The following is a 26,678-nucleotide window of genomic DNA, read 5'->3' as shown; positions in this document are numbered from 1 at the left end:
TAGCCAAAAGGAGCGTTCATGCCTCGGGGCAATCTGCTATCGTCGCCCTATCGCCCGCCTGGTGAATTGCTGTGCGTCGAATTGGATTGATCCTGGTAATGATTGCTAGTCTCGTGCTGCCGACCTTCGGCGGTATGGCTTTCAGCATGCCGGCACAGCCTTGCCCGATGCAGAGCGCCGATCATCAGGGCCATGCAATGGCCGATGCTCCGTGCTGCGAGCAAATGGATAAGTCTGATGGGGTGGCCAGTAAGTCCCCCTGCAAATCCGGCCAGGAATGCAAGACCGGAGGACTTCTCCAGACCACCGTGATCAAGAGCATATCCCCTCTCCCCTCACGCCCCGAGATATTGCTGACCCAGTCGGTGATTAAGCGAGAGCCCGCAGGACTCTGGCGCCCTCCTCGTTTCGTCTAATGCCGTGATCATCCCGCGCCTTACAGTCAGGCGCATCGTCGCGACCACGTTTCGTAGCTGCGACCTCGATCAATCGCATTGGAGGCGAAAGCATGTCCGCTTTCCTTTTTCCACGCCGTGGCTATCTCGGCGTGTTGGCTGCCGCATTCTGGGCAGCTCCCTGGCTTGCCGCGCAGGCGCAGCCCCTAACTTTCGAACGAGCCCAAGCTCTGGCCGAGCAGAGTGCCCCTGAGAACCTCGCGCGCCAGGCGCAGGTGGCATCCGCACAGCAGGCTGTAGGGCCCGCAGACGCCCTGCCCGATCCCAAGCTGATTATAGGCATCGACAACCTGCCGATCGAAGGCCCTGACCGTTACACCCTGAATCGTGACTCCATGACCATGCGCCGCATTGGACTCATGCAGGAGGTACCAAACGGCGACAAGCGTCTGGCCCGTCGCCAACTGGCCGAAGCCTCCATGACGCGGGCCGAGGCCGAGCAGCGTGCCATGCAGTTGGAAATCAAGCGCCAGACGGCAGTGAGCTGGCTGGACGTGTACTACGCCGAACGCAGTGTTGGCCTCTTCGATCAACTGGACCGTCAGATCGAGATGCTCCGCTCGACCGTGCAATCGCTAATTGCCGGCGGTAGTGCTCAGCCTGGCGAGCTGTTGCAGGCCGACCAGGAAGCTTTGGCGTTACAAGATCGGCGAGATGAACTGAATCGCGATGTGGCAGTAGCTCGTGCCAAGCTGCGCCGCTGGATAGGCAACGAGGCTGACCAGCCTTTGCAAGGAGGTGTTCCCAATCTGAACCTGGTGGCACCGCACCTGCAGCAACGCATTGCCTCACACCCTGAGTTGCGCGCTGCCTCCGCCCGAGTCGGCGAGGCTAGCGCCGAGCTGAACGAGGCCATCGCCGAGAAGACCCCCGACTGGGGTGTTGAGTTTGCCTACAACAATCGCGACAACCAGTTCGGCGATATGGTGATGGTGCAATTCACGTTCGACCTGCCGTTGTTCGTAGGCACACGTCAGGGGCCCAAGATCAACGCCAGACAACAAAGCGTGTCGCAGATGGAAGCCGAGCAGGAAGCATTACTGCGCGCCCATCAGGCTGAGCTGGAAGGCGGTATTGCCGAGCTTGAGCAACTGCGCAGGACCTTGTCACGCACCGAAAAAACCTTGATCCCGCTTGCAAGCAAACGGGCCGATCTCGAACTGGCCGCCTACCAAGCCGGTAACAGCCAGCTCACATCCGTTATTACTGCCCAGCGCGACCTGATTGAGGCGCAGCTGCGGCAGATTGAACAGCAGCGCAAGTTGAGCCAGCTCTCCGCAAGCCTGTACTACGCCTATGTGGAGGGCCTGAAATGAAGATATCGACATTTGGTTTTGCGGTCGCCGTGCTGACCGTGGGCATTGGCGCGGCGGGCGGTGGCTACTGGCTGGCCCAGCGGCAAGCCAAACACGAGCTACTGCCTAGCTCCGCACCGACGGACGAGCGCAAGGTGCTCTATTGGTACGACCCTATGCAGCCTGAGCAGCGCTTCGATAAACCGGGCAAGTCACCTTTCATGGATATGGAACTTGTCCCTAAATACGCAGGATCCGAGCAGGATCCGTCTGTCCTGAGCATCCCCGCTCAAGCCGTGCAGAACCTCGGAATGCGAACCTCGATGGTGATCCGAGGTGTACTGCCCTCGGATATCGAGGCGGTGGGTTCCCTGGCCTATAACCAGCGAGAAGTGGCGAACCTCCAGGCCCGCGCCGGCGGATTCGTCGAGCGGGTTTACGGTCGCGCCCCGGGCGATGTGCTGCCTGCCGGAGCCCCCCTGGTCGACCTGCTGATTCCCGAATGGTCCGCCGCGCAGTTGGAGTTCCTGGCGGTACTGCGTACCGCTGACACTCGCTTGATAAGTGCGGCCCAAGAGCGCCTGCGCCTGCTTGGCATGCCTCAAACGTTGATCGAGCAGGTCCGCCGCAGCGGCAAACCACGGGCGGTGCAAACCCTCACCACACCTATCAGCGGCGAGCTCCAAGCCTTGCAGGTACGCGCCGGGATGACCGTCGAAGCCGGGCAGGATCTGGCGTTGATTAACGGGCTATCCAGTGTCTGGCTCGATGCGGCGATACCCGAGGCCATGGCCGGAAGTATCCAGGTCGGGGACGAGATCCGCGCCAACCTGACGGCCTTTCCTGATCGACCGCTGCTGGGCCGCGTCATAGCCTTGCTGCCGAGTGCCGATCCGCAAACACGCACGCTCACGGTACGCAGCGAGCTACCCAACCCTGCCGGTAAGTTGCGCCCCGGCATGTTCGCCGCCGTACGCCTGAACAGTGCCGTCGAACAATCCACGCTTCTTGTGCCGAGTGAAGCCGTGATTCGCACCGGGAAGCGTGCGTTGGTGATGCTGGTAGAAGGCGATGGGCGCTACCGCCCCCTGGAAATAACCTTGGGCCGCGAGGCTGATGGGCGTCTGGAGGTGTTGTCCGGTCTTGAGGAGGGTCAGGCGGTCGTTACCTCCGGCCAGTTCCTCATCGATTCGGAGGCCAGCCTACAGGGTGTCATGGCCAGCCATGCCGAGCAGGACAATAAGAAGGAACTACATGAGGCCCATGGTGTGATTCGTGCTCTGGACGCGGAGTCAGTCACCCTGGAGCACGGGCCCTTCGAGAGCCTGAATATGCCAGGTATGACCATGGCTTTTCCATTGGTCAGCTCAGAAGTAGCTGTGGGACTTAAGCCAGGAGATCACGTACGTATCGGCGCCCGCCAGAAAAACTCCGGCCTGATGATCGAGCAGCTCAGCAAGGAAGGAGACCAGCCATGATCGCACGCCTGATCCACTGGTCTATCGGCAATCGCTTTCTGGTGCTGCTGGCGACCCTGTTCATCACCGCCCTGGGCATCTGGTCGCTGCGCAACACGCCGTTGGATGCACTGCCGGATCTGTCCGACACCCAGGTCATCATCCGCACAAGCTTCCCCGGGCAGGCACCGCAGATTGTCGAGAACCAGGTGACCTACCCGCTGGCCACCACCATGCTCTCGGTGCCGGGGGCGAAGACAGTGCGCGGCTACTCGTTCTTCGGCGACTCCTTCGTTTATGTGCTGTTCGAGGACGATACCGACCTCTACTGGGCACGCTCGCGGGTGCTGGAGTACCTCAACCAGGCGCAGGAACGCCTGCCCGAGGGTGTTACCACCACCCTTGGGCCGGATGCCACCGGCGTGGGCTGGATCTACCAGTACGCCTTGGTCGACCGCAGCGGCCAGCATGATCTTGCCCAGCTGCGGGCACTGCAGGACTGGTTCCTTAAGTACGAACTCAAGAGCCTGCCCAACGTAGCCGAAGTGGCCACCCTCGGCGGCATGGTCAAGCAATACCAAGTGCTGCTCGATCCCCAGAAGCTGGTGGCTTATGGGGTAACTCAGCAGGAGGTCGAAGCGGCGCTGAAGAGCGCCAATCAGGAAACCGGCGGCGCCATCCTGGAGCTGGCAGAGCGCGAGTACATGGTCCGGGCTTCAGGTTATCTAGAGAGCCTGGCGGATTTCCGCAATGTGCCGCTGCGGGCTTCGGCCAGCGGAGTTCCGGTGCTGCTGGGTCAGGTGGCCACCATTCAGTTGGGGCCAGAGATGCGTCGTGGCATTGCCGAGCTGGATGGCCAGGGTGAAGTTGTAGGTGGCGTGGTCATCCTGCGCTCCGGCAAGAATGCCCGCGATACCATCGCTGCCGTGAAGACCAAGCTGGACAGCCTGAAAGCCAGCCTGCCCACCGGCGTCGAAGTGGTCACTACCTATGACCGTTCGCAACTGATCGACCGTGCCATCGACAACCTCAGCTACAAGCTGCTGGAAGAGTTCGTGGTGGTTGCCTTGGTTTGCCTGATCTTTCTCTGGCACCTGCGTTCGTCGCTGGTGGCGATCATCACCCTGCCCCTGGGCATCCTGATGGCCTTCATCGTCATGCGCTACCAGGGCGTCAATGCCAACATCATGTCGCTCGGCGGGATCGCAATCGCCATCGGCGCCATGGTCGATGCCGCCGTGGTGATGATCGAGAACGCGCACAAGCACATCGAGGCCTGGAAGGCTCGACACCCCGGTGAACCGCTTCAGGGCGAGGCGCACTGGCGGGTGATCGGCGAAGCTGCGGCCGAGGTCGGGCCGGCGCTGTTCTTCAGCCTTTTGATCATCACCCTGTCTTTCCTCCCGGTCTTCACCCTGGAGGCCCAGGAGGGTCGCCTGTTTGGCCCGCTGGCATTCACCAAGACCTATGCCATGGCTGCCGCTGCTGGCCTCTCGATCACCTTGGTACCGGTGCTGATGGGCTATTGGATTCGTGGGCATATCCCCAGCGAACAACAGAACCCCTTGAATCGTTGGCTGATCGGTGCATACCGGCCGGTGCTGGAGTGGGTGCTGGCTTGGCCTAAGGTGACCCTAGCGCTGGCCTTGCTAGTGTTTTTGTCCAGTCTCTGGCCCCTCAGCAGACTCGGAGGAGAGTTTCTACCGCCGATGGACGAGGGCGACCTGTTGTACATGCCATCAGCCCTGCCCGGCTTGCCGGCCAGCAAGGCCACCCAGCTGCTGCAGCAAACCAACCGGATGATCCTCACGGTGCCCGAAGTGGCACGGGTATTCGGCAAGGCCGGGCGAGCAGAGACCGCCACCGATCCAGCACCGCTGGAAATGTTCGAGACCACGGTGCAGTTCAAACCACGCGATCAATGGCGCGCGGGGATGACACCCGAAAAGCTGATCGAGGAACTGGATCGCGCGGTAAAAGTTCCGGGGCTGTCCAATATCTGGGTGCCGCCCATCCGCAACCGCATCGACATGCTGGCGACGGGGATCAAGAGCCCCATTGGGGTGAAAGTGTCCGGAACCTCCTTGGTCGACATCGAGCGCATAACGCGCGATATCGAGGCCGTGGCCAAAGAGGTGCCTGGGGTGAGTTCGGCCTTGGCAGAACGCCTTACTGGCGGCCGTTACGTGGACATCCAGATCGATCGACTGGCCGCGGCGCGCTATGGCCTGAGCATCGCCGATGTGCAGGCGGTGGTATCGGGCGCCATCGGCGGCAGCAATATTGGTGAGACGGTTGAAGGACTGGCCCGCTTCCCGATCAACCTGCGCTATCCCAAGGAGTGGCGAGACAGTCCGCAGGCACTACGGCGTATGCCGATCCTCACGCAAGCCGGCCAGCAGATCACCTTGGGCACCGTCGCCCAGGTTAGTCTGACCGAAGGGCCGCCAATGCTGCGCAGCGAGAACGGGCGTCTGTCCGGTTGGGTCTATGTCGATGTCCGTGGGCGCGACCTGGCATCGACCGTGCGCGAGTTGCAGCAACGCGTAGCTGAGCAGGTACAACTCGATGCTGGCATGACCGTCTCCTACTCCGGTCAGTTCGAGTTCCTGGAGCGCGCCAATGCACGGCTGGCCTGGGTGGTACCGGCGACCTTGTTGATCATCTTCGTGCTGCTTTACCTGACCTTCAGCCGCTTCGGTGAGGCCCTACTGATCATGGCAACCCTGCCCTTCGCCCTATCGGGCGGCATCTGGCTGCTCTACTGGTTCGGCTTCAACCTCTCGGTCGCCACCGGCGTGGGCTTCATTGCCCTGGCCGGCGTCTCGGCAGAGTTCGGGGTAATCATGCTGCTGTACCTGAAGAATGCCTGGCATGCACGTATAGATTCCGGGCGCAGCGGTGATCCGGCCCTACTGGAGGCAATTCGTGAAGGTGCAGTGCTGCGCGTGCGGCCCAAGGTGATGACGGTGGCCGTGATCATCGCCGGCCTGCTGCCGATCCTCTGGGGCGGAGGTGCCGGATCTGAAGTGATGAAGCGCATCGCCGCGCCCATGGTCGGCGGCATGATTACCGCGCCGCTGATGTCCATGCTGGTTTTGCCGGCCGCCTACTGGCTGATGCGAAGGCAGCGTACACAGAAGGTTCGCGCACCGCAGGAGCTATAGCTTTACAAACCCGGGCAAGCCACGCGCCAAGCTGACTCGCCCGGGTAACGCGGCAGGAAGCATTACGGCGATGTAACTTTGACTTCATTTTTATGACAGGTTGAGCGGATATATTTTAATCACCACCTTGAAGGAGTGATTAAACATGAAAAGCCTCAAAGTTATTGCAGCCCTTGCCGCTATGGTTGTTTCCTCTGCCACTCTGGCAGAAGGCGGCGCTGATCGTGTTTATGGTCGGATGATTCAGGCCAATGAGCAGGCCATGCAAGAGTATGCTGCCGCTAACGGAAAGAATCCGCCTGAAGTTATTCATTACCGCTACGGCATGAAACTCGATATCGCCAGGGTCGTGGCCATTACCCCGACGGACTCTAGCTGCGGTGTGATGCCGGCCCAGATGACCTACGAGGACTCCAACGGCGATCTGAATATTCTTGAATACCGGGCAGCCGGAACAGGTTGCCGGAACCAAAACTAATAAATGACATCGCACTGACTGAAAAGTAATTTTCAAGTCACCCTGACGTTATTTGGCATGTGGAAATATGGCCAAGGCGCGCCTGGTTATGCCCGGTGCGCTTGGCGCATATATGCGACCACACAATGACAACTGCCAATAACATCAGGAGCATTTATGAATAACAGGACCCTGTTAGGACTTTCTCTGCTCGCTCTGAGCGTCAGTGCCGGGCAAGCTGCAATGGCCGCCGGCGAGAAAGGCGAGGGATTTATCGAAGGCAGCAGCCTGACCATCCTCAATCGAAACCTCTACTTCAACCGCGATTTCCGTAAAGGCCAGTCCAGCAGCTCGGGTAATGGCTATTCGGAAGAGTGGGCGCATGGTGTGATAGGCAGATTCGAGTCTGGCTTCACCGAGGGCACCATAGGTTTTGGTGTCGATGCCTTTGCCATGCTAGGCATCAAGCTTGACACTGGCGACGGCCGTTCAGGAGCCGGGGGCACTGTCGATGTGCTGCCTTACAACAGCCTCGGGCAGGCTGAGGACAACTACTCCAAACTGGGTGGCGCGGTGAAAACTCGGTTCATGGATACCGAGATCAAGGTAGGCGACGTCTTTCCCGTCAGCCCGGTCGTCCAATACGGTGATGCACGGCTTTTACCGGAGAGTTTCCGAGGTGTCACCGTGGTCAACAGCAGCGTGGAAGGACTGTCGCTTCAGGGCGGTCGCCTCCACTCGATGAGCCAACCCAATACCAGCAGCATGCGCGACGGCTTCGCTACCTTCTACGCGGGCGAAGTGGACTCGCCATGGATCGCCTATTTCGGTGGTGATTACACGCTTAATGACAACGTCGGCTTTAGTCTCTACACCAGCCGCCTCAAGGATGCCTGGAATCAATATTACGCGGGCACCACGCTGAGCTACCCGCTTGCGGACGATGTCGCCTTGATCGGCGGGCTGAACTACTACAAGGCGGTCGATGAAGGGAAGCAGCTCCTCGGGAGCTTCGATAACAACATCTGGAGCGGCAAGGTCGGCATCCAATTCGGCGCTCACACAGTGCTGGTGGGTCTCCAGCGCAACAATGGCGATGATGACTTCGACTACTTGCGCCAATCGGACTCCATCTACCTCGACAACTCCATCCAGTACACCGACTTCAACTCGCCGAAGGAGAAGTCATGGCAAGTGCGCTATGACCTGGATATGGAGTCTTTCGGTGTGCCTGGGTTGAGCTTCATGACTCGATATGCCCAGGGCTGGGATGCCGACTACAGCAACGCCAACGAAGTCTATATGCGCCGTGATGACAACGGCGATCCGTTGACCAACCAGAAGCGCTGGGAGCGGGACATCGAGGCCAAGTACGTTGTGCAGACTGGATCACTGAAGGATATGTCTTTCCGTGTTCGCCAAATGACCACTCGCGCGACCGATTACGAGTCGGATCTGGATGAAGTCCGCCTGATTGTCGAGTACCCGCTGGAAGTTCTCTAACCCTGGCAAGCGGGCGGGTTGATTGCCCGCTCGCGCCTTGGTCCTGCTGTCCCCTCGTAGTGCTCCTTTGGTTTGGAGACAGCCCTTGGCGCCCTCGGGCGCCTTTTTTACTTAGGTTAAAGGACGTATGAAAATGAGTCGGCCACTACACACAAGCGGCCGTGCTGGCAGGCAGTACTACTGGGCGGGATATTCTGCAACGACCTGATCAGAACCCGTCTTGGTCAAGCCAATGACCTGGTAGGCATGCTGTACGCCATCGACTTCCATGCCGGGGGAGCCCGCCGGCATCCCGGGAACAGCGATGCCCAGCAGATCATCGCGCTTGGTGAGTTCGATGACCTGAGCCGCCGGCACATGACCTTCGACGAACTTGCCGTCAATCACCGCGGTGTGGCAAGACGCCAACCGTGGCGCGACGCCCAGTCTTTGCTTCACTGCTGTCATGTTGCTTTCAACATGGTCGACGACTTTGAAGCCATTCGCTTCGAGGTGTGAAATCCACTTCTTGCAACATCCGCAATTGGCATCACGATGGGCATCAATCGTCAGGGCATCAGCTGCTTGAACCGCAGACGTGACGGAGAGAGCGGCCAGTAAGGCCAGATATTTAGCTTTCATGTACGTGCTCTTTGCCATCGGCGTGGGTGTGGGTCTTGGGCGAGGCATTCGGAGCCTGCTCGGCGTGATGATCACCTCCGTTGGACGACGCCTCATCTCCAGCATGGTGGTCATCGCCACTCATATCCGAATGGTGACCTGCCTTAGGTGCGGAGCCACCCTCGCTATCCGTAGCCGCGGCATCGTGATGACCAGGCTCTCCAGCATCACCTGATCCATGATGGTCATCGCCTCCGCCACTATTGTCATGATGGCCAGGCTTGTTGTCGCCGTGCTGTCCTTCATGGTTATGCATCTGCGTTTCCCCACCACCGTGCTGATGGCCGCCACTGGATGCGACGAGTGTTTGGTATTGCTTGGCATCCATCGTCGGCAGTTGGTTGAGGAAGGCAACCATGCCCCAGATGTACTCGTCTCCCATGCTCTTGCCCCACGCAGGCATACCCGTTGCCTTGATGCCATGCTTGATCACCCAGAACGCTGCTGACGGATTGCCATCGACACCGATCTTGGCGAGGTTGGGGGGCGCAGGATAAAGCGATTGGCTTAGCTCGGTCTCCGCCACACCTGGCGCCAAATGACAGCCGATACACATGGCGTTGTAGTTGCCCGCACCGGCGCGAATAAGAGCTTGATCATCCAGGTTGGGAACCTCGATGTCCCGCGAACGGACTTCGATAGAGCGGTCACGGGCCATCGTGAGAAACGCATACACTGCAGGAAAATGGGGATCGTCGGCCCCCACGTTGACCACGCCAAAGTAGGCGCCGGCCAGGACAGCTGTGCTACCGACCACGCCGGCCGCCACCAAAGTTTTAATTGTTCTTTTCATGTCAGGTTCTCAAAACCACATCCGGATACCGGCGACAAAACGCGCCTCGTCTACATCACCGCCCTCGTCGCGCACCATGTCTGCCGTGTTGCCATAGGAGCGGCTCCAGGAAACCCCGATATAGGGGGCAAACTGCCTGACAATCTCGTAACGCAGACGCAAGCCGAGCTCGGTATTTGCCAACCCAGACCCCACACCTCGCTCAGGATCGTTCTTGCCGTAGAAGTTCATTTCGGCAGTTGGCTGGAGAATCAGCCGGTTGGTCAGCAGAATGTCGTACTCGCCCTCCAGTCGGGCAGCAGTTTGGCCATTCTCGCCGACGAAGGCCGTGGCTTCGGCCTCAAAGGCGTAAAGCGCCATGCCCTGGATACCGAAGGCGGCCCAAGTCTGCGGCGACTCCGGTTTGAAGTCCTGGCGAACGCCCGCGACGACATCCCACCAAGGGCCGATCGAGCGGCCGTACAGCAGCTGTAATTCAGCATCCTCGGTCACGCCGTTGGTACGCTCGCCTTCGGAGCGGAACCAGACCCGGTTGATATCACCGCCTACCCAGCCCGACGCATCCCAGGCCAGGGTGCTGCCCTCATCTGCGTCCTGGTATTCGAGCCGATCGAGCAGGAAAAAACTGTTGATGGCGCTGTCGTGAACCTTGTGGCCAGGTAATGGCGGGAAAGCCGCTTGGCGATCAGCATCCGTCAGAACGGGAATCGGCGTACGGCTGGTGGTTCTCGGGGCTTCAGCGGAGCCATGGTTCATCTTTGAATGATCCATGCCCTCCATCTGTCCTTGCATGGCGCCATGCCCCATCTTGCTGTGATCCATAGCCTGGGCCTTCTCTTGGCTCTGGCCGTGGCCCATCTGGCTATGATCCATGCTGCCCGAAGCACCCTGCATGGCGCCGTGATCCATCTTGCTGTGGTCCATGGCTGGAGCCTTTTCTTGGCTCTGGCTCTGGCTGTGGCCCATCTGGCTATGATCCATGCTGCCCGAAGCACCCTGCATGGCACCATGGTCCATCTTGCTGTGATCCATGCCCTCCATCGGCGCTTTGGCGGAACCGTGGCCCATCTGGCTGTGGTCCATCGACATGGAGCCGTGCCCCATTGCCGAATGATCCATTTCTTCCGCAGCCTGGGTAACGCCGCCGCTGAGTGCACTCAGCGACACGGCCAGCGCTATGAGGGACGGGCGTGAAAACCTAGTGGTCATGGTTCGAACCTGCTTCGGCTTCGGTGCCGCCATGCTTATCCATCATCTTCTCGTGCCCCATATCGTCATGGTTCATACCCTCATGATCCATGGCGCCATGATCCATCTGCTGGCCAGCGGCCTTGCCTTTCGATTGATCTGCAGGCTTGTCACTGGCGTCGGGCGCAGCCGACTCGGCAGCATGTTGTTCGTGCTCGCTGTGCCCCTCACCTGCCAATGACGTCGGCGCGTGCAGAACAGCCAAAAGACTGAACATCGCTGCGCTGCCAAACAGGGCATTACGCTTCATAAAAGTACTCATCAGAAATCTCCTTTACTCATCCACACGGACTTCACGGAACATGCCCATTTCCATGTGGAGCAACAGGTGGCAGTGAAAGGCCCAACGACCCAACGCATCGGCAGTCACCCGAAAGCTGCGCTTGGAACCTGGCGGCATGTCGATGGTGTGTTTACGCACCAGGAAATTGCCGTTCGCATCCTCCAGATCACTCCACATGCCATGAAGATGGATCGGGTGAGTCATCATGGTGTCGTTGACCAGCGTGATGCGAACACGCTCGCCGTACTTGAGGCGCAGAGGCTCGGCGTCAGAGGACTTGATGCCATCGAAGGACCAGGAGAATTTCTCCATGTGCCCGGTAAGGTGCAGCTCGATGGTGCGACTTGGTTCGCGACCATCCGGGTCGAGGAAGGTGCTGCGCAGGTCAGAGTACGTGAGGACGCGTCGGCCGTTGTCTCGCAAACCAATACCTGGGTCGTCCAACTTATGCGTTGGTGTCATGGTTTGCATATCGACCAGCGGGTTGTTGGTCTCTGAGGCTGGGTGTGCCTGCATGGCACCTGCCATGCCTGCCATGCCCGAATGATCCATTCCAGCCATCTGGCTGTGATCCATGCCGGCCATGCCACCCTGCATGCTCCCATGATCCATGCCCGACATACTGCCGTGATCCATCCCGGCCATGCTCCCATGATCCATGCCGCCCATGCTGCCGTGGTCCATGCCCATGTCACCCATGGCAATCAGTGGGCGCGGGTCAGGGCTTGGTACCGGTGCACTCAACCCTTCCTGTACTGCAAGGGTGCCGCGCGCATAGCCAGTGCGGTCCATGGATTGGGCAAACACGGTATACGCCTGTTCGCTGTCTGGTTCGACGATCACGTCGTAGGTCTCGGCCACGGCGATACGGAACTCGTCGACGCTGACCGGTTTGACGTGCAGACCATCGGCCGCAACCACAGTCATCTTCAGGCCCGGGATGCGCACATCGAAATAGGTCATCGCCGAGGCGTTGATGAAGCGCAGGCGGATCTTTTCGCCTGGTTTGAATATGCCGGTCCAGTTGCCATTGGGTGCCTGGCCATTCATCAGGTAGGTGTAGGTGTAGCCACTGACGTCAGCGAGATCCGTCGGGCTCATCTTCATCTCGGCCCACATCTTGCGATCGGCTACCGCAGCGGACCACCCCATCTCGCTCACGTCATTGATGAAATCACCAACGGTGCGCTTGTGGTAGTTGTAGTAGTCCGACTGCTTTTTGAGCTTGGCCAGTACCCGCGCTGGATTTTCATCCGTCCAGTCGCTCAGCAACACGACGTAATCACGGTCGTAACTGAAGGGCTCGGGCTCCTTGGCATCGATGACCAGCGCACCGTATACGCCGAGCTGCTCCTGGAGCCCAGAATGGCTGTGATACCAGTAGGTGCCGTTCTGGTTGACCTTGAACTTGTACTCATACATGCCATCAGGGGCGATGCCATGGAAGCTCAGGCCAGGAACACCATCCATGTTCGCCGGCAGGATGATGCCGTGCCAATGGATGGAGGTGTCCTCCTTGAGGCGGTTGCGCACGCGCAATGTGACGGTATCGCCTTCGCGCCAACGAAGAATCGGCCCAGGGAGCGAGCCGTTGATGGTCATGGCCGTGCGCGCTGCGCCGGTGATGTTCACCGGGGTTTCACCGATGAATAGGTCGAATTCGTTACCAGTCAGTACGTTGGGCTGGCCGGGGCTGTTCACCGCCCAGACCGGCGTGCGCCACATGCCCATGCCGCCGAGAATACCGGCGGCGGCGAGGCCTTTGACGAAAGTACGTCTTGTGGTTTTGCTTTGCATGCCGTTATGTCCAATCCGTCAAATGAGCCGGTGATGGTGTGCCCGGTCTCGGGTTCATGGCTGCTTCAATGTCGGGGATTTACCCCTCAACTTTCCACGTCGGTGCATTGCACAATGCCTTACCGACGATGAGCAGTATGAAACTGCCATATCCCAACCATCCGGGTGATTACATTTCTGTAAGGTAGATGACTTCAGCAGTTGGTGTGCTCTGCTTGCTCGGTTGGACTGCTGGCTACAGGAGCCTCAACTTTCTGCTGCTGGGCCACCCGGTAGGCCTCCAGAGACGTCTGGCGTGCCTGCTCCATGCGCGCGAAGGTTCGGTCAGCACCACCTTCAGCCATTGCCAAGCTGGAGATGCTCAGAGCAGTAACTACAAACAGAGCTTTGATCGATTTCATTTTGGGTATTCCTCGTAAGTTAAGTGGTCCCTGCAGCTGCAGAGGCCGAGCTTTAGGCTCGATGTCACGTTAACTAAGAGGGCCTGTCAGCAACCTGAGCCGAACATTACAGTTCTGTCAGGTTGCTATTTCTTTCTTGTAGCCCCTCCTGAAGGCTCGGTACTGTCTTCCTGCCCGCGCAGCCTTGCGGATTCCATGGGCCTGATCGGTAGCAATGCCTGAGCTAACTCGTTCATTCGCACCGACGGATCGCGACCATCAAACAATCAAGAGAGATAGCCACTATGTCGAACAAATCCAACGTAGCTACCGGTGCCGCCTTGGCTCTGGTGGCCGCCAGCCTGTTCTCCACCCTGCCCGTCCAGGCTGCTCAGGAAACCAAAGCAGCAGAAGTGAAGTGCTTCGGGATCAATGGTTGCAAAGGGCAGAACGACTGCATGACCGCGAAAAACGACTGCAAAGGCCAAGGCGAATGCAAAGGCCAAGGGTTCAAGTTGATGACCCAGACCAAATGTGACGAAGCCGGTGGCAAAACCAGCGAATAAGGCGGTTCAGGGGAGTGCATGCCACTCCCCTGCTGGAGTCTCGAATGAGTAAGCGCAAAACTCTGGGTTTCGGTCTTGGCCTTCGTAACGAGTATTACCGGCAGATCCTGGAGGAACGGCCTGCGGTCGACTGGTTCGAGATCATTTCCGAGAATTACCTGGTGGAGGGCGGCAAGGCTCTCTACTTCCTTGATGCGATCGGCGAGCACTACCCCCTGGTGATGCACGGAGTATCTCTTTCGATTGGCGGCTCACATGCCTTGGACATAGACTACCTACGACAGCTCAAGCAGCTGGCGGATCGGGTGCAGCCTCAGTGGGTGTCTGATCACCTGTGCTGGAGTCGAGGCAACGCCCATCAACTTCACGATCTGCTACCGCTGCCGTTTACCCAGGAGAGCCTGCTGCATGTCGCGGCCCGGGTGCGCTTGGTGCAGGATGTTTTGGAACGTCCCATCGTGCTGGAGAACGTTTCCTCCTACGTGCAGTGGACAACATCCAGCATGAGCGAGTCTCAGTTCCTCTCGGAGCTCAGTTACCTGACCGGGTGCGAGCTGCTTCTCGACGTGAACAACGTCTACGTCAGTTCGCGCAACCAGGGTTTCGACCCTTGGCAGTTCATCATGGAATTGCCGCACGAGCGGATTCGGCAAATTCACCTGGCCGGGCACAGCGATTACGGGCAGTACCTCATCGACACCCATGACCAGCCCATCGCTGATCCGGTTTGGTCTCTCTACAGCAAGACTTTGAGCTACTTGGGCCCGACATCGACCTTGATCGAGCGGGATGACCAGTTTCCGCCGCTGGAAGAGCTGTTGTCCGAATTAGCACATGCCCGTGCTATCGCCAAATCTGTGATATCGGGGGCCACCCCTTGAGCCTGATCGCCCTACAGACTGCATTTGAAACTTACCTGACAGGTGACAGTGCCCTGCCCTCCAACGAGCTTTTGGAGCAGATCCGAGGTAGCACAGCGCTGAGTGCTCTCGAAGGCCTGCAGATCTACCACAACGCTTACCGTTCGCGCCTGCTTGCGGTCTTGCGAGAAGACTTCCCTGCCCTGCTTCACTGGATCGGCAACGAATCATTCGAGCAGCTCGCACTGGCCTACTTGGCCGCCTGGCCACCACGACATTTCAGCATTCGCTGGCTGGGCGAGAAGCTGCCCGAGTTCATTAGCAGCTACGTCGAAGAACCCCAACTATCGCCGATGCGCGAACTCGCGGAACTGGAATGGGCCTTTACACTGGCCTTCGACGCTCAGGATGTCGAAGCGCTTTCGCTGGAGACCATGAGTGATTTTTCGGCTGAAGACTGGATTTCACTCAGGGTTTCCCTGACTGCATCTGCCCGGTGGTTGCAGCTGCAGTACAACACGCTGGAGTTGTGGAAAGCCGCCAAGTCCGGCAGCTTGCTGCCTGATATTACCCGCCTGCCAACGAACCTAGCCTGTCTTGTTTGGCGTCATGAACTCGTCTGCCAGTACCGGAGCCTGGAGCCAGCGGAGGCTTCGGCATTGCAGTTTCTCATCGAGGGCGGATCGTTCGCTGAACTCTGCGAGTCGTTGAGCGCCACGCATGGCGAGCAAGCTCCCTTGCAAGCCGCGACCTGGTTGAAGTTGTGGGTCAACGACGGTTTGCTAAAGCGCGGCCAGCTATTACACGAATGACCCGGAACCTTTAGGCTAGCGCTCTCTCTTTGGCCACTCCGAGCGCTTCTATGACTCACCGCATCATTCATTTCAAACAGCAAGCCTTGCTTGACCCGGAGACCTATCAGGCAATGCTGGCCGACGGCGTTGGTCACTGGGAGCGGCTTGCAGGAGAAGTCGTCGGCATAGAAGACGAAAAAAGCCACGAGTTCGCTGCATTGAAAATGCCTGTTCAAGCGCAAGCGGTACTCCTATGACACGCTGGAAATGCGCGAGCCAGGCGATCACTCAAACTGGCTTCGCGGCCGAGATGGTTCAGAAGGTATGACCAACGAGGTCACCAGTATCCCAGGGCTAAAAGAGCTCTCAGAACTGGAGATTTAGTGGGATAGCAGGTCAGCGCTCAAGCGCTGACCTGGGCCGAATAGCCAAGCTCCTGGATGAGTTCGCGGATCGATTCGGCACTTTCTGTGCTCTCAACGGTGACCTTGCCGGCCGCTCGATCCACTTCTACTCGTGCATCCTGATCCAGAGCTTGAATGGCCTTCGTGATTTTGCTCACGCAACTGCCACAGCCCATCCCCGCAACACTCAGACTAAACATGTCTTTCACCTCATTTCGTCCGCGGCTCAAGTTACCGCACGGACAGCATCGACCTTGACACGATGGCAAGGTCAAGCCCGTAAGCGCTACAAAAGGATCAGCCGTTTACCACGGGCGTAAGGATGGGGGTTGGTGAACACACCACGACATGCCTTGCGCCCCTCGTCAGTGCGACGTATAGATTCTGGGGGGTCATAAGCTCAGGATGCAGGACAACCGAGACATCCGCCTCCAGCCCCTTGAGAAGTAATGTGCTGCCTACAGAGCGTCTTGCGATCGGTCGGGCAAGGTGTCTATTGCGCTCTCGCGCTTGAATGGCTGCACTCAGAAAGTCGGCAGCACCTCCCACCACCGCTTGCATTGCAGACCGGCAGCAGTACAGAACCTCCGGTCGGTATACACGTGCCCCGTGCTGCTCAGCGAGCGTATCGATCACACGGAGCGCTTGCCCCAATGTTGGCGCTGCTACGAAATCGATCGCCGCAGCCTCGGCCGCGGTCGGAGGCGTTCGGGCCCTTCCTGCACGCAGCGACTCCACGCGCGTTCGCAGGTTTGCTGCACCTACCCCCGTCATTACGCTGGAAGCAAACTCCACAAGTTGTGCCAGAGCATTGGCACCCTGCAAGTCAAAGTTCCTGGCGAAGTTGACGAGATCTCTCAGGTCGACGGCTTCTACGGCCATGGCACCGGGTGTCTGGCTCGTGAGCTGATGGCGACCTTGCACGTTGATGGAGTCCCCGATGATGAGGACGCTACCCTGAGCGTTGGGAGCTTCGGTTCTCGCGGCCACCAGTCGCTGCTGAACTTCGGTTCCGGCGTTTAGCTGCACCCAACGCACTTCTGCTGGAGCCGTGCGCAGATCCACCGGCTGACCAGCTTGAAGTTGTTGCCTTATGGCGAGCAGCCACTGCCCGAGGTTCTCAGCTCCAGCCAGCCGCCAGCGCCACGGTATCCTCAACTCTCCCGCTGCGGGAAACAGGGGTTGCACCTCATTCGCCCAATGCACCAGTCGATTGCCACGGAAGCTGAATATGGCTTGCATCGGGTCACCGAGCACGCAGGTCGGAAGCACCTGGGCCAAACCAGACACGATGGCGTGCTGGACGACGTTGCAGTCTTGGTACTCGTCGACAAGCAACCGTGCATAGGTGGCGCGAAGGGGCTGAGCGAGGTGACCGGCCTGCAACAACTGCATGGCGGCCTCCCGAATTGCCGGGTAGTCAGTATTGGGTTGATGCAGCTGTAGGATCTGCGGGTTATGGCCGCTTCGCGCTGGGAACTTAGCGATCAGGCGCATCGAGAATCCGTCAATGGTGGAGACTCGATATGCGGAGTTAGGAACACCGGCTCGTCTCAGGCGCGCCCGTAAGGCCGCAACGCCGGCGTTCGTATGTGTCAAGACGAGGATGGGTTTGCTCTGCGTATGCGCGATGAGCGTCTCGGCAATCAATTGCGTTTTTCCACAACCTGCGGGGGCCGTTATGGAGCCACGCTCGATAGCGAAAAGATCAATCTCAGGGGGCACTTGTAAACGTCCAGAGCTGATTCGTGACTGCCATGAAGCCCGGTTCGGCGTTCTGTAAAGACGGACCGACGATGTCCCTTGCAACCTCCTGATAGGTTGTCAGCGACTTGAACCAGCCGCTGTTGCGGATACGGGATGCGGTTCCCAGCAGCTCTCGTCTCTCAGGTGAGTACCCATCCACGAGTCGCTTGGCTCGGATATCGTTCAGCGTCACGCGGCCTTGGGACTTCGTCTGAATGTGTGCGTTCATCAGCTCTGCACCCACTATTGTTTCGGCTTTCGCCAGAAGTGCATCGAGTGCTTGCTCACTGAGATGGCGGAAGATCTCGTCCTCCAACGTGAGGCCTGGTCGCCATGTAAGAATTTGCCCGCCGGCGGCCAAGAATGCTTCAGCGAGCCCCGCGGTCGAAGGCTTGTCGGCATCTACAAAAACCATCACGCGGTAACCCAAGTTCAGAAGTGCTGTTCCCCGGATAAGACTGTTATCGGGGCTTCCCCCGCCGGCGTCCACATACGCGCCGCCATGGGCCAGGAATGAGGTAGCGCCAAGACTGACCCACCATTGGTCAAGGCCACGCGCGAAGCCAACCTCGCTGGCCCCCTCGCAAACGATGATGGATTTGGCGAGGAATGCTTCGGGGTCCTTCCGAAGGGTACTTTGTACCTCGTTGGCTTCCCCAGCTGGCATAACACTGTGGCGCTGAGGTGCTGACCGAACAACGAATAACTGGCTGCCGGACAGCTCGCGCAGCGCGACCGGCGAGTGCGTCGTCATGAACACTTGCAACGGAGCGGCAGCGTCCTTTGCACCCAGCGAGTCCAGGAATCGCATGAGCCGATGAGGTTCAAGCCCGTATTCCACCTCATCAACCAGGGCAATTGGCGCGGCGCTGGCCGCAGCCCTTTGAAGCCCTGCCACTAGCAAGCGTGACGAGCCCGTGCCAAGGGAGCGCAGCGGAATACCTGTTTCACTGTGCAGCGCGATCGCCCCCTCGCCAATCGACACAGAATGTGCGTCAAGGAGCGCCTGAGGCATAGCCCCGACCGAAACGCCAAGATGCTGTGCTGTGCGTTGCACGACCTCAAGCGTCTGGGTCAGATGTTCGGCTGCTTGATTGCCAAAGTTCGCTCTTGCTTGCCTAGCGGCGCGCGCCAGTTCAGCACCAAGCTCGGCGCGCTCATCGGTAAGTCGATTGAGCACTGAGCCACGACTCCACGACAGGTTCGAGCTCGCAAAGCTGCCGATACGGGCGGGCGCTAGTGCCGCTCGTTCTTTCCAGGGAAGAGTGCGTTCAAGTTGCTGCTGCTCCGCGCGCTCGGAGAAAAGTGTCCAAACAGGCTCCAAATCGGCACCAACTTGCAGAAGCAAGGTGATAACGGTCTCCAGCCCCGCTCGCGGTTCGTCTTCGACTTCTCCCGTTCCTGGATTGAATCCACGCAAGAACTCGCCGTAAACATCGATATCCATCAGCGATACCGGCAAATCGCCAAGCGTCACACTGATGGTGATGGGTGTTTCGACGTTGAGAGCGAAGAAGTCCATGTCGCCGAACGTGCCGCCCCGGCGGGCACCGACGCAAAGGTCAATCGCATCTAGAATGCTGGACTTTCCACTATCGCCAGGACCTATGAGGCAGTTAATTCCTGGGGCCGGCACCCAGTCGAGCGCCTGGATAGATCGGAAGTTGCTAATTTGCAGTCGGCGAATGCGGGCCACGGAGAATCCTCATGGGGTAACGACTGTCAGTCTCCTACTCGCAGCGGGAACGATCCATAGAACGTCCCCTCGTCATCAGGTGATGCGACTGATAGGTCAAGTTGCAAGCTACCGTACGGTATTTTCCGGTCAGATGCGCATTTAAAAAATCGCCCTGCAGGTAGGCACATCGTCTTGTCTAGCAGACTAGCCAACGTCCGTTGCTTTCAACCTAAGCGCATTGAAAACCACCGAGGCTGAACTGACGCTCATTGCCAGAGCAGCGATCAAGGGCGACAGAAGATGTCCTGTCAGCGGATACAGCAGCCCGGCCGCTAGCGGGATTCCCATCGCGTTGTAGAGGAATGCAAAGGCAAGGTTCTGCCTCATGTTCTTCACCGTGGCCACCGACAAGGTGCGCGCCCGCAGGATGCCCATCAGGTCTCCCTTGACCAGGGTCACTTGGGCGCTGTTCATCGCCACGTCGGTGCCCGTGCCCATAGCGATGCCTACGTCGGCCCTGGCCAAGGCCGGCGCATCGTTGATGCCGTCGCCCGCCATGGCGACACGACGGCCATAGCTCTGCAGTTCGGCGACTAATTTCTCCTTGTCCTGCGGTTTCACCTCGCCATGCACCTCCTCGATGCCTAACTGCTTCGCCACGGCTCTTGCTGTGGTGAGGCCATCGCCAGTGGCCATGATGACCTTCACGTCAGCGTTCTGGAGTTGAGCAACAGCCTGTTGGGAGGTCGGTTTGATTGGATCGGAAACGGCCAGGAGACCCGCCAGGCGACCATCGACGGCCAGATAGATGATGCTGATGCCCTCCAGGCGCAGTTGCTCTGCACGGTTACGCAGCGGAGTAATATCGACGCCCGCCTCCTCCATCAACGCTGTGTTCCCAAGCTGCAGTTGATGGCCATCGACCTGTCCGCGTACACCAATACCTGAGCCAGATTCGAAGGTCTCCGGTTTCACCAGGGCAAGACCCTGTTCACGCGCATGATCGACAATGGCATGCGCCAGCGGATGCTCGCTGCCCTGGTCGAGGCTTGCGGCCAAGCGCAGAACCTCGACCGAGTCGAACGGCCCGGTTCCCTCTGCACTATGAAAGGCCGGCCGCCCCTGCGTCAGTGTCCCGGTCTTGTCGACGATCAAGGTGTCGATTTTGCAGAGGTTCTCGATAGCGCTGGCATCGCGGAACAACACACCGCTGCTGGCGGCCTTGCCGGTCGCGACCATGACCGACATCGGCGTTGCCAAGCCCAGGGCGCATGGGCAGGCAATGATCAGTACGGCCACAGCGTTGATCAGGCCAAATACCCAACCTGATTCCGGCCCGAACACCCCCCAGCCAAAAAATGTCAGGATCGCGATCAGGATCACCCCCACCACGAAATACCCTGCCACGGCATCGGCCATACGCTGCATGGGCGCCTTGGAACGCTGGGCCTTAGCCACCATCTGGACGATCTGCGACAACATGGTTTCGGCGCCCACCTTCTGCGCTTCCATCACCAGGCTGCCGTGGGTGTTCAGGGTGGCACCGATGAGGGTATCCCCTGCCCGCTTGGTGACGGGCACCGGCTCGCCGGTGAGCATCGACTCGTCGACAGCGCTCTCGCCCTCCAGCACGGTGCCATCCACCGGGACTTTTTCGCCCGGCCGGACACGCAAGTGGTCACCCTGATGGACGTGGGTCAGCGGAATATCTTCTTCCTGGCCGTCAGGCCTGATGCGCCGGGCAGTCTTGGGGGCCAATCCCAGCAGTGACTTAATGGCGGCAGAGGTCTGCGAGCGGGCTTTGAGTTCGAGCATCTGGCCCAACAGCGTGAGCGAGATGATCACCGCGGCGGCCTCGAAGTAGACGCCGATGCGTCCATCCTGAACGAAGGCCGCCGGGAACCACTGCGGCACCAAGGTAGCGGCCACGCTGTAGAGGTAGGCGGCTGCAGTTCCCAATCCGATCAGCGTCCACATGTTGGGGCTGCGGTGGCGGATGGAGTCAATGCCGCGGGTGAAGAATACCCAGCCGCCCCATAGCGTCACTGGCGTCGCCAGAACCAGCTCAACCCAGTTCTGGGTCGTGCCATGAAACAGTTGCAAGGAATGGCCAGCCATCGCCAATACGGTCACGATGACGGTCAACGGTAAAGTCCACCAGAACCGCCGCGAGAAGTCCTTCAGCTCTGGGTTTTCCTCCTCTTCCAGCTCCGGGATGACAGGTTCCAGCGTCATCCCGCAGATCGGGCAGTTTCCGGGAGCCGGTTGACGGATTTCTGGATGCATCGGGCAGGTGTATTCAGCACCTACAGGTGTCGATGTGGGTGCTGGAGTCGCGTGCTGGTGATGCTCCCCATGAGACTGATGGCTCATGTACTGATGAGGATCTGCTTGGAATTTCTCTAGGCACTTCGCACTGCAGAAATGATAGGCCTTCCCTTCAAAGCTCTCGCGATAAGGGCCATCAGGTTTGACCTCCATGCCACACACCGGGTCGCGCTGGCTCTCGGAGTGGGCGTGCGAGTTATGTGAATGATCCTGGTCATGATGGCAGGAGGTCTTTTGCATGCGATCTATGTCCTTTCTTCGTCCTTGGAAACAGCGGTGCTGCTGGAGTGGGAGTGCCCGCCGTGATTGTGGCCAAACAGATGCATCAGCGGGCATAGCAGCAGGATGAGGTACGGCAGGGCCTGCGAAAGATGACCGTAATGCTCACGCGCTACATAGAAGATGCCGATTACGGCCAGCATGATCAGCGCAATGCCAATCTTGCTCTTCCAAAAAGGCGGCTCAGTGGTACTGGTGTGATGGGTATGGTCCACGACAATAGCCTCGTTTCAATGGCGGCCGGATCAGTATAGGTGTCTCAGACTGGACGGAGTTGGCGAGTATCAATAAACGTCAGCGTACGGTCACCTTACCGACCATTCCCGACTGATAATGTCCTGGAATATTGCAGGCGAACTCCAGTTCGGTGGCGGCGGAGAAGGTCCAGATCAACTCTTCGCGTGCTCCAGGTTCGACAAGAACACTGTTGGGGTCATCGTGTTCCATACCGACCATCTTCATGCCGCCCATGGCATGGCCCATATTGCTCATGTCATGTGCACCTGTAGGGGACAGCGTGCCGTTCTGAAACATCGCGGCCATCTCTTTCTGGTGCGCGGCATGGGATGCCGCTTTGCCAAGACTGAATTCGTGTAGCAGTGCACCGTCATTTTTCAGGACGAAGCGAACTGTCTCGCCTGCTTTGATCTCCATTGCTTTGGGTTCGAAGAAGATGTCCCCCATCCGGACTTCGATGGTGCGATCTACTGCCTGACCGTCTCCCGGTTGCCCAATACTGTCTTTCTTGTGGCCCGGGCTGGCCAGCGCATTGGCAGCACTGAGCAGCAAGCCAAGGGTGGTGATTATGAAAGCGGGTCTGAGTTTCATGGTGTGCCTCTGAGGTGTTGAGGAGGGATGAGTCCCGATGCTAATGAGGTGCAGCTGGCGGTACGCTGACGTGAAAACTACATCGCAGTAAGGTTCGTCAGATCGGTGCTACCCAGCTCGCGGCCAACGGGTAGCACCGATGCCGGACTAACGCAGAGCAAACTCACCGACCATCCCCGCCTGGTAATGCCCAGGCAATGTACAGGCGAAGCTCAAACTGCCCGCCTTAGGGAAGGTCCACACGAACTCTTTGGTTGTGCCGGGCTCGACGAGAACCGCGTTCGGGTCGTCATGCTTGGCTTTGATGACTTCCGGATAGCCTGGAGGGTTGGAGTCTCCCATGCCATAACGCTCATGCCAGACAATGCGCTCGGCCATGCCGGTCGGGGTCAGTGTGCCGTCCTTGAACAAGGACGCCATCTTGCGCTGGTGCTCCAGCTGGGACGCTGCCTGCCCGATGTTGAACTCGTGCATCAACGCGCCCTCGTTCTTCAGAACGAAGCGCACGGTTTCACCTGGCTTCACATCGATCGTTTTCTGGCTGTAGTTGATGTCGTCCATCTTTACCAAGATGGTACGAGTCGCTGGCGTCGCCTGGGCCTGCTGCCCAATGCCATTGCTACTGCCGCCGACCTCGGCAAATGCCGGAAAGGTGGTGCTGATGAACAGAGTGCTGATCAGCAGTTTAAGGGGTAAGCGTTTCATGGTGAGACCTCGAGATGGGTGCTGGAAATCTCATGCTATTCCCCGCTTGCTGCCAGGCCGCTGACCCCAAAACTACAATTGCGTCAGCTGGGAAAAAGCACGGCGCCATAAAGGCGCCGCTAGGCCGAAGGAGCAATCACGAAAGGCCTGTAAGATGGGGGAAATCTTTACTGATGGCATTCCTTGTCGGCCATCATTAGCTTGTGCTCTCGAATCATTTGACCCAGCACGTCGTCTACCAGCTTGTCATGCTTTTCCATCCAGGCCAGATGCTCTTCGGCAGACATGTTTGGCGCGGGATGTTCGTTGTGCAGCTGGCTCATGATGTCTTCGAGCATGTTCATATGCTCCTTCATGTGCACATGCCGCTCGCCGACCGGGGCCTTCTCCGCCTGGATCAGCACGGCTTCTGCTTTGTCGCGCATCTGCTGGATGCGCTCGAATACACGGTCGCTGCCCCCTTCGGCCCAAGCCATGGAAGACAGCAGTAGCGAACCAACCAGAAGCAAAGGTTTCAGCGATTTCATGGGCAGTCTCCATCAGTGCAAACTATGGCCGGCACCTCTGCTTTTGGTCTGTCGAGGGCCGAGAGCACAACCTAGTACTCATGCTTGCACCCTAGACAAGCCACCCTGTCAGTGAGCTGAAGTCAGAATTACATTTTCGTAAGCTTCTGGTTGGGGCCGCGGTTTGCCTGCAAACTCAGGCCACCCGACTTTTGGAGTCTGCACACATGAAACTACTGGTAGCTGAAGACGAACCCAAAACCGGTACGTACCTCCAGCAAGGTCTCACCGAGGCTGGGTTCAATGTCGACCGGGTTATGACCGGTACAGATGCCCTTCAGCATGCACTTAGCGAAGCCTATGACCTGCTAATTCTGGATGTAATGATGCCTGGGCTGGACGGTTGGGAAGTGCTGCGCATGTTGCGCGCAGCAGGAAAAGACGTCCCCGTACTGTTCTTGACGGCACGCGATGGTGTGGAAGACCGCGTTAAAGGGTTGGAGCTGGGTGCGGACGACTACCTGATCAAGCCATTTGCTTTCTCAGAGCTTCTGGCCAGGGTCAGAACGCTGTTGCGCAGAGGTAATGGTTCGCCGACGCAGACCACCATGAAAATTGCCGATCTGGAAGTCGATCTGATGAAGCGGCGTGCGATCCGTGGCGGGAAAAGAATTGACCTGACCGCGAAGGAGTTTTCACTGCTGGAACTGCTACTGCGCCGGCGCGGCGAGGTGCTCCCGAAGTCGCTGATTGCCTCTCAGGTTTGGGACATGAATTTCGACAGCGACACCAATGTCATTGAGGTTGCGGTACGCCGGCTACGCGCAAAAATCGATGACGATTTCGATCTCAAGCTGATTCATACCGCCCGCGGCATGGGATACATGATGGATGCGCCGGAGTGAATATGAAGCACCTTTCGCTGACAGCACGCATGAGCCTGATGTTCATGTCCGCGGTAATTGCAGTCCTGACGGTAGCAGGGCTGAGTTTCAATATGCTCAGCCAGCACCACTTCAAGATGCTGGATCGGCAGGCCCTGGTGGAGAAACTCGAATCCGCCAAACATATCCTCAACAATGCTCGCGGTGAAGCGAGCCTTTCGGAAGAATTACCGCAGTTGCGAGCCTTGCTGGGAGCCCATCAGGATCTGGCGGCCACTATCCTGGCCAGTGACGGTTCTGTACTGTTCTCCGACCCCAGAGCAGTCGAAGTACCAGAGCGTTTCAGACGTGAAAATGAGCAGAGCATGTGGGAGTGGCAGAACGGCCAACACATGTACCGCGGCATGACGGCGCAAATCTCGGTAGCCGATCAGGCTGAGCCGCTCACAGCTTTGCTGATTCTTGACGTCACCAATCACACACACTTTTTCGACACGCTGCAACGATGGTTCTGGATTGGATTGGTCATCAGTGCCCTGTTCAGTGCCGCGCTCGGCTGGGTGGTTGCTCGCAGCGGCCTTAGGCCTCTGCGGCAAGTCACTCATGTGGCCTCCGGGATGTCCGCTCGCTCGTTACAGGAACGAATCCCTCTCGAACCAGTGCCGCGGGAACTTCAGCAACTGGTTCTATCCTTCAATGCGATGTTGGCTCGGCTAGAGGATGCCTTCGTTAGGCTCTCCAATTTTTCGGCCGACATTGCCCACGAGCTACGCACGCCCGTTAGCAACCTGATGACCCACACCGAGGTCGTGCTGAGCAAGAAACGCGATATCAATGCCTATGAAGAGAATCTCTACTCCAACCTGGAGGACTTGAAGCGCATGTCTCGGATGATTGATGACATGCTTTTCTTGGCCAAGGCTGATAATGGCCTGATCATCCCCGAGCAGGCCAGGATCGAACTGGCTGACGTAGTCTTCAAGCTGTTTGACTACTACCACCTTCTGGCTGAAGAACATGGCATTGAACTATCGCTCACAGGCACAGGCCAAGTGCTGGGAGATCGGCTGATGCTTGATCGTGCACTCTCCAACTTGCTGTCCAATGCACTGCGCTACACGCCGGCGGGACATACAATTTCGGTTTTGATCCGCGAGACAGCGGGCTCCACAACCTTCAGCATCGAGAACCCAGGGGACACAATCAGCTCAGAGCATCTAGAGAAGCTCTTCGACCGCTTTTACCGGGTTGACCCCGCTCGGCGGGAGGGAAGCCCGAGCAATGCCGGGCTCGGTCTTGCCATCACCCGCTCCATCATTGAGGCTCACAAAGGCCGCATCTGGTGCACCTCAGCCGCTGGCCTCACGGGCTTTCACATCGAATTGCCCCATTCCAGATGATGCCGGTCTGGCGGTAAGTAGGCTACAGCTAACCGCTAGCCCAACTTGACAGGGTGGGTGCAGGTGCAATTCGACTGAGCGCAGATTGCATTCGCCATCCAGATAGGCAACGAGCGGTGAGCTGACACTAGAGCCCCCCATTCGTTCTCGGGTAGTAGCTTATGAAGTTTGGAAACGGCATCACCCACGCTTGCTTCACCGCAAT

The 26,678-nt window shown here is 58.6% G+C and carries 25 protein-coding genes; 11 read left to right on the top strand and 14 right to left on the bottom strand.

The window, feature by feature from the left end:
• The first annotated feature begins 508 nt into the window (after positions 1–508).
• The 5 genes from N5J71_RS19740 to N5J71_RS19720 all read left to right on the top strand — a co-directional run bounded on the left by N5J71_RS19740 (position 509) and on the right by N5J71_RS19720 (position 8,334).
• Positions 509–1,771, top strand: coding sequence for a TolC family protein (locus N5J71_RS19740; RefSeq protein WP_088277992.1), 1,263 nt, complete (start codon positions 509–511; stop codon positions 1,769–1,771).
• Positions 1,768–3,228 (top strand): efflux RND transporter periplasmic adaptor subunit, encoded by a 1,461-nt coding sequence (locus N5J71_RS19735; protein WP_003460118.1) that lies wholly within the window; start codon positions 1,768–1,770, stop codon positions 3,226–3,228. The genes N5J71_RS19740 and N5J71_RS19735 overlap by 4 nt, the downstream gene beginning before the upstream one ends.
• On the top strand, positions 3,225–6,374 hold the full coding sequence (locus N5J71_RS19730) for an efflux RND transporter permease subunit (protein ID WP_116618651.1): 3,150 nt from the start codon (positions 3,225–3,227) through the stop codon (positions 6,372–6,374). The genes N5J71_RS19735 and N5J71_RS19730 overlap by 4 nt, the downstream gene beginning before the upstream one ends.
• A gap of 145 nt (positions 6,375–6,519) precedes the next feature.
• Positions 6,520–6,852, top strand: coding sequence for a DUF2790 domain-containing protein (locus tag N5J71_RS19725; RefSeq protein WP_003460121.1), 333 nt, complete (start codon positions 6,520–6,522; stop codon positions 6,850–6,852).
• A 156-nt stretch (positions 6,853–7,008) separates the two neighbouring features.
• Positions 7,009–8,334 (top strand): OprD family porin, encoded by a 1,326-nt coding sequence (locus N5J71_RS19720; RefSeq protein ID WP_279917462.1) that lies wholly within the window; start codon positions 7,009–7,011, stop codon positions 8,332–8,334.
• 177 nt (positions 8,335–8,511) lie between these two features.
• On the opposite strand, the gene N5J71_RS19715 is transcribed toward N5J71_RS19720, so the two are convergent.
• The 6 genes from N5J71_RS19715 to N5J71_RS19690 all read right to left on the bottom strand — a co-directional run bounded on the left by N5J71_RS19715 (position 8,512) and on the right by N5J71_RS19690 (position 13,516).
• A complete protein-coding gene (locus tag N5J71_RS19715; RefSeq protein WP_074860368.1) occupies positions 8,512–8,955 on the bottom strand; it encodes a DUF411 domain-containing protein in 444 nt (147 codons plus the stop codon).
• Positions 8,945–9,787 (bottom strand): c-type cytochrome, encoded by an 843-nt coding sequence (locus N5J71_RS19710; RefSeq protein WP_100549390.1) that lies wholly within the window; start codon positions 9,785–9,787, stop codon positions 8,945–8,947. The genes N5J71_RS19715 and N5J71_RS19710 overlap by 11 nt, the downstream gene beginning before the upstream one ends.
• A 9-nt stretch (positions 9,788–9,796) precedes the next feature.
• Complete coding sequence (locus tag N5J71_RS19705) at positions 9,797–10,996, bottom strand: copper resistance protein B (protein ID WP_278620598.1); 1,200 nt, start codon at positions 10,994–10,996, stop codon at positions 9,797–9,799.
• The gene (locus N5J71_RS19700) at positions 10,986–11,297 is read right to left on the bottom strand and encodes a hypothetical protein (protein ID WP_074860372.1); all 312 of its coding nucleotides are present in this window, start codon (positions 11,295–11,297) and stop codon (positions 10,986–10,988) included. Before N5J71_RS19700 ends, N5J71_RS19705 begins: the two co-directional genes overlap by 11 nt.
• A 12-nt stretch (positions 11,298–11,309) precedes the next feature.
• Positions 11,310–13,115, bottom strand: coding sequence for a copper resistance system multicopper oxidase (locus tag N5J71_RS19695; RefSeq protein ID WP_279917459.1), 1,806 nt, complete (start codon positions 13,113–13,115; stop codon positions 11,310–11,312).
• 194 nt (positions 13,116–13,309) lie between these two features.
• A complete protein-coding gene (locus tag N5J71_RS19690; RefSeq protein ID WP_074937829.1) occupies positions 13,310–13,516 on the bottom strand; it encodes a co-regulatory protein PtrA N-terminal domain-containing protein in 207 nt (68 codons plus the stop codon).
• Positions 13,517–13,800: 284 nt separating this feature from the next.
• On the opposite strand from N5J71_RS19690, the gene bufA2 reads away from it, so the two are divergent.
• Genes bufA2 through N5J71_RS19670 form a run of 4 tightly spaced genes read left to right on the top strand, consistent with a single transcriptional unit; the run spans position 13,801 to position 15,972 of the window.
• Complete coding sequence (gene bufA2 / locus N5J71_RS19685) at positions 13,801–14,061, top strand: BufA2 family periplasmic bufferin-type metallophore (protein ID WP_003460126.1); 261 nt, start codon at positions 13,801–13,803, stop codon at positions 14,059–14,061.
• 44 nt (positions 14,062–14,105) lie between these two features.
• A complete protein-coding gene (gene bufB / locus N5J71_RS19680; RefSeq protein WP_004374664.1) occupies positions 14,106–14,942 on the top strand; it encodes an MNIO family bufferin maturase in 837 nt (278 codons plus the stop codon).
• Complete coding sequence (locus N5J71_RS19675) at positions 14,939–15,733, top strand: HvfC/BufC N-terminal domain-containing protein (protein WP_003460128.1); 795 nt, start codon at positions 14,939–14,941, stop codon at positions 15,731–15,733. The genes bufB and N5J71_RS19675 overlap by 4 nt, the downstream gene beginning before the upstream one ends.
• A 50-nt stretch (positions 15,734–15,783) precedes the next feature.
• Complete coding sequence (locus N5J71_RS19670; protein WP_003246755.1) at positions 15,784–15,972, top strand: hypothetical protein; 189 nt, start codon at positions 15,784–15,786, stop codon at positions 15,970–15,972.
• A gap of 146 nt (positions 15,973–16,118) precedes the next feature.
• Here the strand turns inward: N5J71_RS19670 and N5J71_RS19665 are convergent, their stop codons facing one another.
• From N5J71_RS19665 to N5J71_RS19630, 8 genes are all read right to left on the bottom strand, one after another.
• Positions 16,119–16,319 carry a heavy-metal-associated domain-containing protein gene (locus tag N5J71_RS19665; protein ID WP_003246756.1) on the bottom strand — a complete coding sequence of 67 codons (201 nt, stop codon included), beginning with the start codon at positions 16,317–16,319 and terminating at the stop codon, positions 16,119–16,121.
• Positions 16,320–16,416: 97 nt separating this feature from the next.
• Entirely contained in the window at positions 16,417–17,844 is a 1,428-nt protein-coding gene (locus N5J71_RS19660; RefSeq protein WP_033725463.1) for a UvrD-helicase domain-containing protein, read from the bottom strand.
• On the bottom strand, positions 17,834–19,561 hold the full coding sequence (locus N5J71_RS19655; RefSeq protein ID WP_279917457.1) for an ATP-dependent nuclease: 1,728 nt from the start codon (positions 19,559–19,561) through the stop codon (positions 17,834–17,836). Before N5J71_RS19655 ends, N5J71_RS19660 begins: the two co-directional genes overlap by 11 nt.
• A 186-nt stretch (positions 19,562–19,747) precedes the next feature.
• On the bottom strand, positions 19,748–22,111 hold the full coding sequence (locus tag N5J71_RS19650; RefSeq protein WP_279917456.1) for a heavy metal translocating P-type ATPase: 2,364 nt from the start codon (positions 22,109–22,111) through the stop codon (positions 19,748–19,750).
• A gap of 5 nt (positions 22,112–22,116) precedes the next feature.
• Positions 22,117–22,365: a DUF2933 domain-containing protein gene (locus tag N5J71_RS19645; RefSeq protein WP_003246761.1), complete on the bottom strand. Its 249-nt coding sequence runs from the start codon at positions 22,363–22,365 to the stop codon at positions 22,117–22,119.
• Positions 22,366–22,444: 79 nt separating this feature from the next.
• Positions 22,445–22,978, bottom strand: coding sequence for a cupredoxin domain-containing protein (locus tag N5J71_RS19640; RefSeq protein ID WP_278620898.1), 534 nt, complete (start codon positions 22,976–22,978; stop codon positions 22,445–22,447).
• A 147-nt stretch (positions 22,979–23,125) separates the two neighbouring features.
• Positions 23,126–23,683 (bottom strand): cupredoxin domain-containing protein, encoded by a 558-nt coding sequence (locus N5J71_RS19635; protein ID WP_003139550.1) that lies wholly within the window; start codon positions 23,681–23,683, stop codon positions 23,126–23,128.
• 167 nt (positions 23,684–23,850) lie between these two features.
• Positions 23,851–24,210, bottom strand: coding sequence for a co-regulatory protein PtrA N-terminal domain-containing protein (locus N5J71_RS19630; RefSeq protein WP_003139552.1), 360 nt, complete (start codon positions 24,208–24,210; stop codon positions 23,851–23,853).
• 206 nt (positions 24,211–24,416) lie between these two features.
• Here N5J71_RS19630 and N5J71_RS19625 point away from each other — a divergent pair, with 206 nt between their 5' ends.
• Entirely contained in the window at positions 24,417–25,094 is a 678-nt protein-coding gene (locus N5J71_RS19625; RefSeq protein WP_004374688.1) for a heavy metal response regulator transcription factor, read from the top strand.
• Positions 25,095–25,096: 2 nt separating this feature from the next.
• Positions 25,097–26,473, top strand: a complete 1,377-nt coding sequence (locus N5J71_RS19620; RefSeq protein WP_177326272.1) for a heavy metal sensor histidine kinase — start codon at positions 25,097–25,099, stop codon at positions 26,471–26,473.
• Positions 26,474–26,678: the final 205 nt, after the last annotated feature.

Origin of the sequence: Ectopseudomonas oleovorans (assembly GCF_029845265.1) — a bacterium.
In the GTDB taxonomy this organism is placed as follows: domain Bacteria; phylum Pseudomonadota; class Gammaproteobacteria; order Pseudomonadales; family Pseudomonadaceae; genus Aquipseudomonas; species Aquipseudomonas oleovorans.
This window is presented reverse-complemented; position numbering and strand designations above follow the sequence as displayed.

Bases quoted from the DNA above. Each gene is read 5' to 3' on its own strand.
- N5J71_RS19710 (WP_100549390.1), bottom strand. From the start codon at position 9,787: ATGAAAAGAACAATTAAAACTTTGGTGGCGGCCGGCGTGGTCGGTAGC.
- N5J71_RS19735 (WP_003460118.1), top strand. From the start codon at position 1,768: ATGAAGATATCGACATTTGGTTTTGCGGTCGCCGTGCTGACCGTGGGC.
- N5J71_RS19625 (WP_004374688.1), top strand. From the start codon at position 24,417: ATGAAACTACTGGTAGCTGAAGACGAACCCAAAACCGGTACGTACCTC.
- N5J71_RS19730 (WP_116618651.1), top strand. From the start codon at position 3,225: ATGATCGCACGCCTGATCCACTGGTCTATCGGCAATCGCTTTCTGGTG.
- N5J71_RS19635 (WP_003139550.1), bottom strand. From the start codon at position 23,683: ATGAAACGCTTACCCCTTAAACTGCTGATCAGCACTCTGTTCATCAGC.
- bufB (WP_004374664.1), top strand. From the start codon at position 14,106: ATGAGTAAGCGCAAAACTCTGGGTTTCGGTCTTGGCCTTCGTAACGAG.
- N5J71_RS19630 (WP_003139552.1), bottom strand. From the start codon at position 24,210: ATGAAATCGCTGAAACCTTTGCTTCTGGTTGGTTCGCTACTGCTGTCT.
- N5J71_RS19695 (WP_279917459.1), bottom strand. From the start codon at position 13,115: ATGCAAAGCAAAACCACAAGACGTACTTTCGTCAAAGGCCTCGCCGCC.
- N5J71_RS19665 (WP_003246756.1), bottom strand. From the start codon at position 16,319: ATGTTTAGTCTGAGTGTTGCGGGGATGGGCTGTGGCAGTTGCGTGAGC.
- N5J71_RS19650 (WP_279917456.1), bottom strand. From the start codon at position 22,111: ATGCAAAAGACCTCCTGCCATCATGACCAGGATCATTCACATAACTCG.
- N5J71_RS19720 (WP_279917462.1), top strand. From the start codon at position 7,009: ATGAATAACAGGACCCTGTTAGGACTTTCTCTGCTCGCTCTGAGCGTC.
- N5J71_RS19670 (WP_003246755.1), top strand. From the start codon at position 15,784: ATGACTCACCGCATCATTCATTTCAAACAGCAAGCCTTGCTTGACCCG.
- N5J71_RS19640 (WP_278620898.1), bottom strand. From the start codon at position 22,978: ATGAAACTCAGACCCGCTTTCATAATCACCACCCTTGGCTTGCTGCTC.
- bufA2 (WP_003460126.1), top strand. From the start codon at position 13,801: ATGTCGAACAAATCCAACGTAGCTACCGGTGCCGCCTTGGCTCTGGTG.
- N5J71_RS19700 (WP_074860372.1), bottom strand. From the start codon at position 11,297: ATGAGTACTTTTATGAAGCGTAATGCCCTGTTTGGCAGCGCAGCGATG.
- N5J71_RS19620 (WP_177326272.1), top strand. From the start codon at position 25,097: ATGAAGCACCTTTCGCTGACAGCACGCATGAGCCTGATGTTCATGTCC.
- N5J71_RS19740 (WP_088277992.1), top strand. From the start codon at position 509: ATGTCCGCTTTCCTTTTTCCACGCCGTGGCTATCTCGGCGTGTTGGCT.
- N5J71_RS19705 (WP_278620598.1), bottom strand. From the start codon at position 10,996: ATGACCACTAGGTTTTCACGCCCGTCCCTCATAGCGCTGGCCGTGTCG.
- N5J71_RS19690 (WP_074937829.1), bottom strand. From the start codon at position 13,516: ATGAAATCGATCAAAGCTCTGTTTGTAGTTACTGCTCTGAGCATCTCC.
- N5J71_RS19715 (WP_074860368.1), bottom strand. From the start codon at position 8,955: ATGAAAGCTAAATATCTGGCCTTACTGGCCGCTCTCTCCGTCACGTCT.
- N5J71_RS19725 (WP_003460121.1), top strand. From the start codon at position 6,520: ATGAAAAGCCTCAAAGTTATTGCAGCCCTTGCCGCTATGGTTGTTTCC.